At 39.3% G+C, this 13,826-nt stretch carries 12 protein-coding genes; 8 read left to right on the top strand and 4 right to left on the bottom strand.

The window, feature by feature from the left end:
• Positions 1 to 230: 230 nt before the first annotated feature.
• Positions 231 to 923, top strand: a complete 693-nt coding sequence (locus tag HMPREF2701_RS05680; RefSeq protein ID WP_061589618.1) for a histidine phosphatase family protein — start codon at positions 231 to 233, stop codon at positions 921 to 923.
• A 255-nt stretch (positions 924 to 1,178) separates the two neighbouring features.
• Here HMPREF2701_RS05680 and HMPREF2701_RS05675 read toward each other — a convergent pair whose 3' ends face one another.
• The 3 genes from HMPREF2701_RS05675 to HMPREF2701_RS05665 are packed head-to-tail and all read right to left on the bottom strand — an operon-like array spanning position 1,179 to position 4,971.
• Complete coding sequence (locus tag HMPREF2701_RS05675; RefSeq protein WP_070482420.1) at positions 1,179 to 2,837, bottom strand: ABC transporter permease; 1,659 nt, start codon at positions 2,835 to 2,837, stop codon at positions 1,179 to 1,181.
• Complete coding sequence (locus tag HMPREF2701_RS05670) at positions 2,827 to 3,918, bottom strand: ABC transporter ATP-binding protein (RefSeq protein ID WP_061589616.1); 1,092 nt, start codon at positions 3,916 to 3,918, stop codon at positions 2,827 to 2,829. Before HMPREF2701_RS05670 ends, HMPREF2701_RS05675 begins: the two co-directional genes overlap by 11 nt.
• A gap of 12 nt (positions 3,919 to 3,930) precedes the next feature.
• Positions 3,931 to 4,971 (bottom strand): ABC transporter substrate-binding protein, encoded by a 1,041-nt coding sequence (locus HMPREF2701_RS05665; RefSeq protein WP_049510963.1) that lies wholly within the window; start codon positions 4,969 to 4,971, stop codon positions 3,931 to 3,933.
• Positions 4,972 to 5,289: 318 nt separating this feature from the next.
• Here HMPREF2701_RS05665 and leuS point away from each other — a divergent pair, with 318 nt between their 5' ends.
• From leuS to HMPREF2701_RS05640, 5 genes are all read left to right on the top strand, one after another.
• Positions 5,290 to 7,791: a leucine--tRNA ligase gene (leuS, locus tag HMPREF2701_RS05660; protein WP_061589615.1), complete on the top strand. Its 2,502-nt coding sequence runs from the start codon at positions 5,290 to 5,292 to the stop codon at positions 7,789 to 7,791.
• 228 nt (positions 7,792 to 8,019) lie between these two features.
• Positions 8,020 to 8,340: a MarR family winged helix-turn-helix transcriptional regulator gene (locus tag HMPREF2701_RS05655; protein ID WP_242493590.1), complete on the top strand. Its 321-nt coding sequence runs from the start codon at positions 8,020 to 8,022 to the stop codon at positions 8,338 to 8,340.
• 56 nt (positions 8,341 to 8,396) lie between these two features.
• Positions 8,397 to 9,629: an acyl-CoA thioesterase/BAAT N-terminal domain-containing protein gene (locus HMPREF2701_RS05650; protein ID WP_061589613.1), complete on the top strand. Its 1,233-nt coding sequence runs from the start codon at positions 8,397 to 8,399 to the stop codon at positions 9,627 to 9,629.
• A 297-nt stretch (positions 9,630 to 9,926) separates the two neighbouring features.
• Entirely contained in the window at positions 9,927 to 10,622 is a 696-nt protein-coding gene (locus tag HMPREF2701_RS05645) for a GNAT family N-acetyltransferase (protein ID WP_061589612.1), read from the top strand.
• 11 nt (positions 10,623 to 10,633) lie between these two features.
• On the top strand, positions 10,634 to 11,050 hold the full coding sequence (locus HMPREF2701_RS05640) for a GNAT family N-acetyltransferase (RefSeq protein WP_061589611.1): 417 nt from the start codon (positions 10,634 to 10,636) through the stop codon (positions 11,048 to 11,050).
• Between the two features lie 817 nt (positions 11,051 to 11,867).
• Here HMPREF2701_RS05640 and HMPREF2701_RS05635 read toward each other — a convergent pair.
• Entirely contained in the window at positions 11,868 to 11,960 is a 93-nt protein-coding gene (locus HMPREF2701_RS05635; RefSeq protein WP_070482418.1) for a type I toxin-antitoxin system Fst family toxin, read from the bottom strand.
• 132 nt (positions 11,961 to 12,092) lie between these two features.
• Between HMPREF2701_RS05635 and ruvB the strand changes: the two genes are divergently transcribed.
• Positions 12,093 to 13,091 (top strand): Holliday junction branch migration DNA helicase RuvB, encoded by a 999-nt coding sequence (gene ruvB / locus HMPREF2701_RS05630; RefSeq protein ID WP_081109233.1) that lies wholly within the window; start codon positions 12,093 to 12,095, stop codon positions 13,089 to 13,091.
• Complete coding sequence (locus tag HMPREF2701_RS05625) at positions 13,072 to 13,644, top strand: nucleotidyltransferase family protein (protein WP_061589609.1); 573 nt, start codon at positions 13,072 to 13,074, stop codon at positions 13,642 to 13,644. Before ruvB ends, HMPREF2701_RS05625 begins: the two co-directional genes overlap by 20 nt.
• Positions 13,645 to 13,826 lie beyond the last annotated feature (182 nt).

Genomic DNA, 13,826 nt, shown 5'->3' with positions numbered 1-13,826 from the left:
TTTTAAGTTCTATTTAAGGTTGGATGTGTATATTATAATCATTAAATAAAGACCTCCTAATATTATTTGAAACAGATAACTCTGATTTAGTTTGAATTTGATTTTCATCTAATATCTTTATTTAATAGAACTCCTAAACTTTTTCATAATAATCTCCTGCAAAAGTCGCCTGTATGGGTGGCTTTTGTTTTATCATCCATGATATAATAGAAGCAAACGGAGGACGGAAAATGGTAAAAGTACGATTGTATTTGGTACGTCATGGTAAGACCATGTTTAACACGATTGGTCGCGCGCAAGGTTGGAGCGATACTCCTTTAACAACTGAAGGTGAACGAGGGATTCAAGAATTAGGAATTGGTTTGCGAGAATCTGGTCTACAGTTTGATCGCGCTTATTCGAGTGATTCTGGTCGCACCATTCAGACAATGGGAATCATCCTTGATGAACTTGGCTTGCAGGGAAAAATCCCTTATCGCATGGACAAGCGTATCAGAGAATGGTGTTTTGGTAGCTTTGACGGAGCTTATGATGGTGATCTTTTCATGGGCATTATTCCTCGTATCTTTAATGTGGACCACGTTCACCAATTATCTTATGCTGAACTGGCTGAGGGTTTGGTAGAGGTCGATACAGCTGGTTGGGCTGAAGGCTGGGAAAAACTCAGTGGCCGAATCAAGGAAGGTTTTGAAGCGATTGCCAAAGAAATGGAAGAACAAGGTGGGAGCAACGCTCTCGTTGTCAGCCATGGAATGACCATTGGAACCATTGTTTATCTGATTAATGGCATGCATCCGCATGGTCTCGATAATGGTAGCGTAACGATCCTTGAATATGAGGACGGGCAGTTTAGCGTAGAAGTTGTCGGCGACCGTAGTTACCGAGAACTAGGACGGGAGAAGATGGAGGAAGCTTCTATTTAATACTCTTCGAAAATCTCTTCAAACCGCGTCAACGTCGTCTTGCCGTAGATATATGTGACTGACTTCGTCAGTTCTATCTACAACCTCAAAGCAGTGCTTTGAGCAACCTGTGGCTAGTTTCCTAGTTTACTCTTTGATTTTCATTGAGTATAATCAGTCTAGACTTGTTTGCTATGAACTGAGGATTTGATAAGAATATCAAGATAAGAAAAAACAGCCGAGGGTAATCCTTTCGGCTGTTTTTGATGGGGAAAACTAGAGTGTAATGCTATTGCTTTTAGAGATTTTCATAAACAAGAGCAAGGAACCTACTGTCAGAACAGTGAGGATAGTTGACAAGGCTGCGGCAACACCGTAATTTCCTCTGAGAACCTCTGTATAAATAGCTACAGTCATTGTTCTTGTTTTGACATTGTAGAGGAGGATAGAAGTAGAGAGTTCTGAAATCATTGTAACCCAAGATAGGATAGCTCCAGAAATAATACCAGATAGCATCATTGGAGTTGTAACCTTGGCAAAGGTATTGAAACGGCTACTTCCTAAGCTTTCAGCAGCTTCTTCAATACTTGGTGCTATTTGTTGCAAGCTAGCAACAGATGAGCGAATAGTATAAGGTAATCTTCTGACAGATAGAGACATAATTAAGATGAAAGCAGTCCCTGTAATCATAAGAAATCCACTTCCAAATAGACCAGTATTGAAGGAAGAAATGAAGGCAATCCCTAGAACGGTTCCTGGTACAATATAAGGGACCATACTGAGGCTGTCAATTAAGTTTGTAAACAAATTCCGTTTTCTAACAGCTAGGTAGGAGATAAATGTTGCAAATAGGACAACTAGAACTAAGGCAATCAAAGGGATACGAATAGTATTGAAAATAGCAGATCCCATACGATTGAAAGCTACCTTGTAACTGTTTAGAGAATAGCCTTTGACAAATACCATACCTGATGTTTTTAGGAAAGAAGTATAAATCAAGTAGACTTGAGGTAGAACAGAGAGCAAGATAATTCCGTAGACTGTTGCATAAATGGCAACCATTTTTCCTTTTGTAGTTTTTTTAGGCTCAATTGGATGGAGCGAATTCATGCTGAAACTGTAGCGGTTTGAAATGTATTTTTGGATAAGGAAAATCGCCAAGGCAATGATAATCGCCATAACTGCTAAAGCAGATGCAAAAGCAGAATTTCCTCCAACCTCGCTAATAAATTGGGTATAAATCAGGACAGGGAAAGTCCGATATCCTTCACCAATTAACATCGGTGTTCCAAAGTCTGAGAATGCTCTCATAAATACAAGCAGGGCAGCAGCTAGTAAGGTTGGAACTAGAAGAGGTAAAACAACCGTTACGATACGCTTAAATCCGAAGGACCCCATGCTTTCAGCGGCTTCAAGTAGAGAATTGTCAATACTTTTCATTGTCCCAGCAACGTATAGAAATACTAGTGGGAATAATTGTAGTGTAAAGACAAGTACAATTCCTTTAAATCCATAAATATCGATAGCTGGAAGATGAAGGGTATTTGTCAGGAATTTAGTAATGACCCCATTTCGTCCCAGCAAGAGAATCCAGGAGTAGGCTCCCACGAAAGGAGCTGACATGGAAGCAATGATAATTAATATTTGTAGAAATTTCTTTCCCTTGAAGTCATACATAGAGAAGAGATAAGCTAATAAGGTTCCTACGACTAAGGAAGTGACAGTAGCGGTAATGGAAACCTTGAAACTGTTGACGAGTGTCTCAGAGTAGTAGGCTTTACTAAAGAAAGTGACAAAATTAGCTAGTGAAAATTGTCCTTCATGTATGAGTGCTTGCTTGAGCACGGTAACGATAGGATAAACGAGAAAGACAAGATAGGTAAGAAAGATGAATAAAGAGGAGACTGTCCAAATATTTAGTTTTTTACGTTCCATGGTTGACTCCTTTTATCAGGTTTTGGGAACCATCCGCAGAAAAGACATTTAATTTTTGAGTATTGATTCGTAGACGAATACGATCGCCTTTTTGTAGATCTTCTTCAAAAGTTGATTCTTCGCTAACCTGAATTTTTGAGACAAAGCCTGTCTCGATGAAGTATTCAGTATTCAGTCCAAGATAGACGCTATCGCTAATAGTTCCTTCAATATCTCCAGATTCATCTTTGATAAACTCTTCAGGACGAATGCTTACATGAATAGCTTGTGCCTCAGCCTGATCAAGGGCTGGTATTCGAAGGGCAAAGCCATCTGAAAAGACGATATAAGCGCCGTCGCTCCGTTTTTCAAGATTGGCAGGGATAATATTTGTTCGTCCGATAAAGGTTGCTACAAACTCATTAGCTGGTTTATGATAGAGTTCTTTTGGTCGGCCGATTTGTTGGATCACTCCATCTTTCATAACAGCAATTTGGTCTGAAATCGCCATGGCTTCTTCTTGGTCGTGGGTCACATAGACGGTTGTAATTCCCACTTCGTGTTGGATTTCTCGAATGGCTTGGCGCATATCCAAGCGAAGTTTGGCATCCAGATTACTAAGTGGCTCGTCCATGAGGAGAACACTTGGATTAACCGCTAAGGCACGTGCTAAGGCGACACGTTGTTGTTGTCCACCACTGAGTTTATCGGGCTTTCGATCCGCATATTGAGCAATTTGCATGAGTTCAAGATACTTGTTGGTCTGTTGAATCAATTCCTCTTTTGGAACTTTCTTTTGCTTAAGACCAAAAGCAACATTGTCTCGGACGGTCAAATGTGGAAAAATAGCGTAGTTTTGGAAAACCATGCCGATATTGCGTTTGCTGGGTTCCATATTATTGATTTTTGTATCATTGAAGTAAAATTCTCCGCCTTCGATACTGTTGAAACCTGCAATCATACGAAGAAGGGTCGTTTTCCCACACCCTGAAGGACCAAGGATGGTAAAGAGACTTCCTTTTGGAATTGTAATGTTTAAATTATCAATAACAGGGACATCGTGGTAGATTTTTTTGGCGTTAATAATTTTGATCTCACTCATAGTGAACCTCTTTTACTGTTTAGATTGGATATCTGTAAAAATGTCATTGTACTTTTTAAGAATAGTGGATTTATTTTTAATGACATAATCTGAATCTTCGGTGGCAATCTTGATTTCTGTCATAGCCTTCATATTTTTATTGGTTTTAGCATTTTTACGAATGGGTCTGATTGTAGTTTCAGTTCCTAGCTTATCTTGGATTTCTTGAGAAAGGAGGAAATCGATAAATTTCTTAGCGTTTTCCATGTGTTTAGCATTTTTGATGATAGCTGCGTTACCAGGTAAAAAGACGGTTCCTTCTTTTGGATAAATAACTTTTACATCAACTCCGTCGTTTAAGAGTTTTAAGGCAGGGTCTTCATAGGTGAGTCCTACAGCCATTTCTCCATCGGCGACAGCTTTGTAAACATTTGAAGAACTAGATGCAATCTTTCCATCTACTAGGGTAAATAGATTTTTCACATAGGTCCAAGCTTGTTCATTTTCGTATCCACCTTGATCAACAAGCATGTTTGTTAATTGAGCAAAGGCGCTAGAAGCATTACTAGGATCAGCAGTAGCGATTTTTCCTTTTAATTTAGGATTGAGTAGATCATTGTAGCCTTCAATTTTAATATCTTTTGTAAGAGCTGAATTGGCAATGATAACACTGACATCAAGTGTATAAGGCGTGTAGAATCCAGTTTTATTTTGATATTCAGGGATTATCTGGTCGTTTTCTTGGGAAATATAAGGTTCAAAAAGTTTTTCGTTAGAAGAGAAGAGAGCGTAGGAACCTCCGAAAATGACATCGGCTACTGGGGATTCTTTTTCGGCCTCAGCTTTTTTGAACAATTCACCCGTGCTGGCTTGTACTAAATCAACCTTAATACCATATTTGTCTTCGAAGGCTGGAATTGTTTCTTCGATAAGGTCCTCAGGATTAGGCGAGTAGACAACCAAAGTGTTATCTGAATCTTTTTCAGAGCTAGTTTCCGCTTCTGTTGTTGAAGAACATCCTGATAAAGTAAGAAATATCCATCCACAAGAGAGAAAGAATAGTAGTTTTTTCATAATAATCTCCTTTTTACGAACATTTTAACTCTACAACCTACTTAATGTTTATAATTTGCAGAGTCCTATAGGATATAATAAAAACCTTAAAGAAATCTAAAACGGGGAATATGAGTCAAAGGCGCTAGGGGAAAAAGATGAAAGAGACAAATAATCGATATAAGTTAATTTCAAGTGCTAGCTAATTTTTTATACTGCTAAATAAGCTAGATTTGCGATTCAGTCTTTCTTACCATCCAAGTCTAAAAGAACATTTCTCATCTTTCAAATTCCCTCAAAAATGGTATAATAGTAACATCACAAAATTGGAGAGAGACCATGAGTTTTTACAATCATAAAGAAATTGAGCCTAAGTGGCAGGGCTACTGGGCAGAACATCATACATTTAAGACAGGAACAGATGCATCAAAACCGAAGTTTTATGCTCTTGATATGTTTCCTTATCCGTCTGGAGCGGGTCTGCACGTAGGACATCCAGAAGGTTATACCGCAACGGATATCCTCAGCCGTTACAAACGTGCGCAAGGCTACAATGTCCTTCACCCAATGGGGTGGGATGCTTTTGGTTTGCCCGCAGAGCAATACGCTATGGATACAGGTAATGACCCAGCAGAATTTACAGCGGAAAACATTGCCAACTTCAAACGCCAAATCAATGCGCTTGGATTTTCTTATGACTGGGATCGTGAAGTCAACACAACAGATCCAAACTACTACAAGTGGACGCAATGGATATTTACTAAGCTTTACGAAAAAGGATTGGCCTATGAAGCGGAAGTGCCAGTAAACTGGGTTGAGGAATTGGGAACAGCCATCGCCAACGAAGAGGTTCTTCCTGACGGAACTTCTGAGCGTGGAGGCTATCCAGTTGTTCGCAAACCAATGCGCCAATGGATGCTCAAAATCACGGCCTACGCAGAGCGCTTGCTTAATGACTTGGATGATCTGGATTGGCCAGAGTCTATCAAGGACATGCAGCGCAACTGGATTGGTAAATCAACTGGTGCTAATGTAACTTTCAAAGTAAAAGGAGCAGAAAAGGAATTTACAGTCTTTACTACTCGTCCGGACACCCTTTTCGGTGCGACCTTCACTGTTTTGGCGCCTGAGCATGAACTAGTAGATGCTATCACAAGTCCAGAACAAGCAGAAGCAGTAGCAGACTACAAACACCAAGCTAGCCTCAAGTCTGACTTGGCTCGTACAGACCTTGCCAAAGAAAAAACTGGTGTTTGGACTGGTGCTTATGCTATCAACCCTGTCAATGGTAAGGAAATTCCAATCTGGATTGCAGACTATGTTCTTGCTAGCTATGGAACAGGTGCTGTCATGGCTGTGCCTGCCCACGATCAACGTGACTGGGAATTTGCCAAACAATTTGACCTTTCAATCGTCGAAGTACTTGAAGGTGGAAACGTTGAAGAAGCTGCCTACACAGAAGATGGACTTCATGTCAATTCAGACTTCCTAGATGGATTCAACAAAGAAGACGCTATTGCCAAGATTGTAACTTGGTTGGAAGAAAAAGGCTATGGACAAGAGAAGGTTACCTACCGTCTCCGCGACTGGCTCTTTAGCCGTCAACGTTACTGGGGTGAACCAATTCCTATCATTCATTGGGAAGATGGAACTTCAACAGCTGTTCCTGAAAGTGAATTGCCACTTGTCTTGCCTGTAACCAAGGACATCCGCCCTTCAGGTACTGGTGAAAGTCCACTAGCTAACTTGACAGACTGGCTTGAAGTGACTCGTGAAGATGGTGTCAAAGGTCGTCGTGAAACAAATACTATGCCACAATGGGCAGGTTCAAGCTGGTACTACCTCCGCTATATTGATCCACACAATACTGAGAAATTGGCTGATGAGGACCTTCTCAAACAATGGTTGCCAGTAGATATCTACGTGGGTGGTGCAGAGCATGCTGTTCTTCACTTGCTTTACGCTCGTTTCTGGCACAAATTCCTCTATGACCTCGGTGTTGTTCCAACAAAAGAGCCATTCCAAAAACTCTTTAACCAAGGAATGATTTTGGGAACAAGCTACCGTGACCACCGTGGGGCTCTTGTGGCGACTGACAAGGTTGAAAAACGTGACGGTTCTTTCTTCCATGTGGAAACAGGAGAAGAGTTGGAGCAAGCACCAGCTAAGATGTCTAAATCGCTTAAGAACGTTGTTAACCCAGACGATGTGGTGGAACAATACGGTGCCGACACCCTTCGTGTCTATGAAATGTTCATGGGGCCACTTGATGCTTCAATCGCTTGGTCAGAAGAAGGTCTGGAAGGAAGCCGTAAGTTCCTTGACCGTGTTTACCGTTTGATTACAAGCAAGGAAATTGTTGCAGAAAACAATGGCTCTCTCGACAAGGTTTACAACGAAACCGTTAAAGCTGTCACAGAGCAAATAGAATCATTGAAATTCAACACAGCCATTGCCCAACTTATGGTCTTTGTCAACGCTGCCAACAAGGAAGACAAACTTTATGTAGACTACGCCAAAGGCTTCGTTCAGTTGATTGCACCATTTGCACCTCACTTGGCAGAAGAGCTCTGGCAAACAGTTGCAGCAACAGGAGAATCTATCTCTTATGTAGCTTGGCCAACTTGGGATGAAAGCAAATTAGTTGAAGACGAAATCGAAATCGTTGTCCAAATCAAAGGAAAAGTTCGTGCCAAACTCATGGTTGCTAAAGACCTATCACGCGAAGAATTGCAAGAAATTGCTCTCGCTGATGAAAAAGTCAAAGCAGAAATTGACGGTAAGGAAATCGTGAAAGTGATTGCGGTACCGAATAAACTCGTTAATATTGTTGTGAAATAAGAAATGAATCCTTCAGAGTAGAATCTGGAGGATTTTTTATTTGACAGGAAGTTTCTATTTTGTTAATATAATTAACAAAGAAAAGAGAGATTATGGATAAAAAAGAATTTATTGCATTTAATAATCGTTTCAATAGATTTATTTTAGCGTTTGACCAGTTAAAAAAAAAATCAACATAAAAGTGGTGTTGACAAATCCATTACGTTGAATGAGGTACATTTGATTGTTGTGATTGGGAAAAATCAGCCCTTAAATCTAGTAAAATTATCTGAATTATTAGAAGTTTCAAGAAGTGCAATAACTCAAAGTGTTAGGAGATTGATTCAAAAAAATTTAGTTGTTTTTGATTTTGATCCGAATAATGGGAAAAATAAATATTTGAGATTATCTGAAAAAGGCATCGAAATTTTTAAAATCCATAAGGAGCAACAAGAATATATTGAAAAATCAATCTTTTCAGTTTTAAACAACTATAGCGAGGTGGAACTTAAAACAGTTGTGAAATTGATGGATGATATTGAAAAGGTGTGGGGAGAATTACCGTGGTAAAAGTCACGGTAAATTTCAAATATAATTGTTAAGTAAATTAACAAAAAGGAGAAGATATGACTGTAAACATAGAACTGATTTCACAAACAGATTTAGCGGATGAATCTTTTTATATTGCTATTAATGGTTTAGAACCAAGGGCAATGTATTGTGTAGAAATGTACCTGTCTGATTATTACTGTATAAATGCTCCCTTGCTTTTAGATCATGATGTTATATGGAAATCAACCGCAATTTTTTTATCTGATCAGGACGGTATGATTGATACCTCTCAGACAGTATCTATTTCGGGATCTTATAAAGGAGTTTCAGAAATGGGATTATTCTTTAATGCGAAACCGTTGAAGAATAGGAAAAGGAGATTACCGAGTTCTCTTGATAGAATTCCATTACGAGATTGTTTTGGTGTTGAAATTAAAATCAGGCTGGGGAAAGATATGGTCGCGGAGCAAAGTTTTGTAAGGCGTTATATGAATCTGGGAGTAAGATATCAAGATATCTATGACAAGCATTTTCAAGGTCGATTATTTTATGATGAAAAGTTAAGAAGGGCGCCAGCCGTGATTATTGTTAGCGGTAGTGAGGGAAGAATTGAAAAAGCTCAGAATATTGCCCAACTTTTATCTTCTAGAGGCTATATTTGTCTTGCAATAGCTTATTTTGGTTTAGAGGGATTACCCCAAAATTTAGAACGAATTCCAATAGAATGTCTGGAGGAAGCGAAAGATTTTCTATATCATCATCCTCAAGTTGATAATACAAAAATAGGAATATATGGTCGCTCTAAAGGAGCAGAGCTTGTTTTGGCTGGACAAAGTATTTTGGATGATGTGCAATGTTTAGTACTCAATTCTCCCTCAAATGTAATATTTGAGGGAATAAAGGGAAAACTCAATTCTCATTCATCTTCTTGGACATATTTACAAAAGGAACTTCCTTATCAAAAATTTCAGTTAGGAGATTATTTGTTAAACAAGTTTTTTGGAAAACATATTCCTGAAGATAGTAGGGCTCAGATTGATGTGAGTAAAATTTCCTCCCCTTTATTATTACTAGGAAGCGATGTTGATGAAATATGGAATGCATCATCCGCGATAGATGATATCATTTCACATTATAAAGGGGAATCTATTTTGTTTAAAAAATACCATGAAACAGGGCATATGTTGACGGTTGCTTATCAACCGAATCATCGTTATCGAAAAGATTGGCGCTTATTAATGAAAGAAAGTGTAGACTCTTGGTTTGCTACGATAAATTATTTTGATACACATCTGAAGAATTTGTAGATAGTGCTGAACCGTACTATAATAGTCCCAACTAAGATAAAAACACAGTTCTGGTTGGTAGTTCAGTCTACAAAAGCAAACACTAAAACAAGAGAAATTTGAATACAAACAGTAAAAAATAGAGAGAAGCACAAGGGACATTAACTCACTCGTTCCCATATTTGATTATTCCTCCATAAAATGGATGGATGATTTTTATAAGAGGAGTTTGCATTGTTGAATCGAAATCCAAGTGTTTCCTAAAATTTTCATTGAGATATGTTATACTATATTCAATAAGTGAATAAGGAGAAAGCTATGCCAGTAAATGAATATGGTCAGATGATTGGGGAGTCAATGGAAGGTTATACACCAGGTGAATTGCCTTCTATTGATTTCTTAGAAGGGCGTTATGCTCGAATAGAAGCTCTTTCGGTGGAAAAGCATGCGGAGGATTTATTAGCTGTTTATGGCCCTGATACGCCTCGGGAGATGTGGACTTACCTCTTTCAGGAGCCAGTAGCAGACATGGAGGAACTGGTCAGCCTTTTAAATCAGATGTTGGCTCGTAAGGACCGTTTTTACTATGCAATCATAGACAAGGCAACTGGTAAGGCTTTGGGAACTTTTTCTCTCATGCGCATTGATCAGAATAACCGAGTGATAGAAGTGGGGGCGGTCACTTTTTCTCCAGAGCTCAGGGGAACACGGATAGGAACTGAAGCCCAGTATCTCCTCGCTCGCTATGTTTTTGAAGAACTCCACTATCGTCGCTATGAGTGGAAATGTGATTCTCTTAATTTGCCATCCAGACGAGCTGCGGAGCGTTTGGGATTTATTTATGAAGGAACCTTCCGTCAGGCAGTGGTTTATAAGGGGCGTACGAGGGATACGGATTGGTTGTCCATGATTGATAAGGGCTGGCCCAAAGTCAAATCTCGTTTGGAAACATGGTTGCGTCCTGAAAATTTTGATAAAAATGGACAGCAGTACAAGAGCTTGAGAGAGCTTTAATAGGTGTTGAGATGATTACTATTAAAAAGCAAGAAATTGTCAAGCTAGAGGATGTTTTGCATCTCTATCAGGCTGTCGGTTGGACAAATTATACCCATCAACCAGAGATGCTGGAGCAGGCCTTATCTCATTCATTAGTGATTTATGTGGCGCTTGATGGCGATGCTGTGGTGGGCTTGATTCGTTTGGTTGGAGATGGATTCTCATCAATACTGGTTCAGGATTTAATCGTTTTACCTATCTATCAGCGTCAAGGGATAGGCAGTGCTTTGATGAAAGAGGCTTTAGAGGATTACAAAGATGCCTATCAAGTCCAGCTGGTGACAGAACAGACAGAAAGAACCTTGGAATTCTATCGTTCTATGGGCTTTGAAATCTTATCCACCTATAATTGTATAGGTATGACTTGGGTGAATCGTAAAAAATAACAAAACTTGTTTTTTCTTAAGCAAAGTTTAAGGCTGGTCTAGTATTATATAGTCATTAAATAAAGACCTCCTAACTTTATTTAATGAAATCCTAAAACTTTTTTCATCATAATCTCCTAATGAAGTCACCCAATCAGGTGGCTTTTTTGTAGGGTGAGGTGATGCTGATAGAAATTTTTTTAAAAATGGTAGAATTTGAGAAAAGTTAAGCTAGTTTTAAGTTTCGTCTTGTATCATATAGTTATTAAATAAAGATCTCCTAACTTTATTTAATAAAATCCTAAACTTTTCTTTTTCATAATAATCTCCCTTAACTCCACCCAATCAGGTGGAGTTTTTTGGCTCTATTTCAGGCTTTTGGGGACTATTCTAAAAATCATTTTTCGATATTTTTCTGATTTTGGTCGGGGAATTGGCGGGAATCTTTTTAGCGAATATGACTAAGAAATAGGTCTGTTGCTATTTAAGTGAATTCAACCTTAATTTGATTGTAGGTGACTGTTAATTGAAGGAATGGAACTATTGTAATGACGATTTTACTTGTCCAGTAGTGGCGTATTAAATGAGGAGTGACATGTAAGCTTGTCTCTTCGTTTACGAAATCAAAATTTTTATGAAATTGATAGAATCCCTAACTTTCTCTTAATCTTGACCGTTTTGTTGTACAGTGGTTAAAGCTTGAAAAGTCGAGAATATAAACATTTGACAAAATTTGTGAACTGTAGGATAATGGAGAGGAATTAAGGATTAGTTCTATATCATAGGCTAGAAAAGACTCCAAGCTCACGACCAAATAAGCTTGGGGTCTTTTTTGACACTATTTGTCCTCGTTTAGCCATTTATCGACTAATCGAAGAACGACACCGACCACAATTGGTTCGATGATAGTTTTGAGTACTAATTCCATCATGGGCTATCTCACCTCCTTTCGTAGGTGGTGTAGTAGTGCCGTAGAATATTATTCCACATAAGTGTTAAACTCGGGAGGCACCAATCCAGTGGCTTTTTTGTTTGTGGCTTTGTTTTTTGATATAATAGAGCCATGAGTAGAATTTTAGATAATGAGATAATGGGGGATGAGGAGTTAGTAGAACGCACGCTCCGTCCTCAGTACTTACGTGAATATATTGGGCAGGACAAGGTCAAGGACCAGCTCCAAATCTTTATCGAGGCTGCCAAAATGCGGGATGAAGCGCTGGATCATGTGCTCTTATTCGGGCCTCCAGGCTTGGGAAAAACGACCATGGCTTTTGTTATTGCCAACGAACTAGGTGTCAATATCAAGCAGACTTCGGGTCCAGTCATTGAAAAAGCCGGAGATCTGGTAGCGATTTTGAATGACTTAGAGCCTGGGGATGTCCTTTTTATTGATGAGATTCATCGCTTGCCCATGTCTGTGGAAGAGGTGCTTTATAGTGCCATGGAGGACTTCTACATTGATATCATGATTGGTGCTGGTGAAGGCAGTCGCAGCGTTCATTTGGAGTTGCCACCTTTTACCTTGATTGGTGCGACGACTCGGGCTGGTATGCTGTCAAATCCTCTACGGGCACGTTTTGGGATTACGGGACATATGGAGTATTATGCTCATGCTGACTTGACAGAAATTGTCGAGCGGACGGCAGATATTTTTGAGATGGAAATCACCCATGAGGCAGCATCTGAGTTGGCCCTACGTAGTCGTGGGACCCCTCGTATTGCCAATCGTCTCCTCAAGCGTGTGCGTGATTTTGCCCAGATAATGGGGAATGGGGTTATCGATGATCTTATTACCGATAAGGCTTTGACTATGCTGGATGTTGACCATGAAGGTTTGGACTATGTGGACCAGAAAATCCTTCGCACCATGATTGAGATGTACGGTGGTGGTCCCGTCGGTTTAGGAACTCTTTCTGTTAACATAGCAGAAGAACGTGAGACAGTTGAAGATATGTATGAGCCTTACTTAATCCAAAAAGGCTTTATCATGCGGACGCGATCTGGACGGGTAGCGACTGCTAAGGCATATGATCACTTAGGTTATGAATACAATGAAAAATAAGCAAGAAATTCTAGAGGATTTTAGAAAAAATCCAGATATGATGGCTATTCTGACTATCATCCGAAACCTGGAGTTGAAAGATTCCTGGTTGGCAGCAGGTTCTGTCAGAAATTTCATCTGGAATCTCTTGTCAGACAAATCCCCTTTTGACTGTGAAACAGATGTAGATGTGATTTTCTTTGATCCAGATATTTCTTATGAGGAAACCTTGTCCCTAGAGAAAAAACTGAGAGAGGACTTTCCTCAGTACCAGTGGGAATTGAAAAATCAAGTCTATATGTACCAGCACAGCCCTCATACTGCTCCCTATACCAGTTCCCGTGATGCTATGAGTAAGTATCCAGAACAATGTACGGCTGTTGGACTACGCTTGAATGAAGAATCCGATTTTGAACTCTATGCACCTTATGGTTTGGAGGATATTTTGAATTTTCAAGTTCGTCCCACTCCTCATTTCTTAGAAAATGAAGACCGAATGGCTCTCTATCAAACACGATTATCCAAGAAAAATTGGCAGGAAAAATGGAAAAATTTGATTTTTAAAAATACTTAAGGAAACTTTAAGCTAGGAAGTGTATACTAAGTCCATAAGTTAAGAAGACCTTAACTTAAACTCCTAAAACTTTTTCATAATAATCTCCCTATAAAAAATAAAGTCGCCCAATCAGGCGGCTTATTTTTTTGGAAATGGGCTTTGTGCCTGAGAATAATACTCAATGAAAATCAAAGAGCAAA

The organism is Streptococcus sp. HMSC077D04 (assembly GCF_001808785.1).
Classification (GTDB): domain Bacteria; phylum Bacillota; class Bacilli; order Lactobacillales; family Streptococcaceae; genus Streptococcus; species Streptococcus mitis_BX.
The sequence above is the reverse complement of the archived record's forward strand: the minus strand, read 5'-3'. Positions and strand labels throughout refer to the sequence as shown.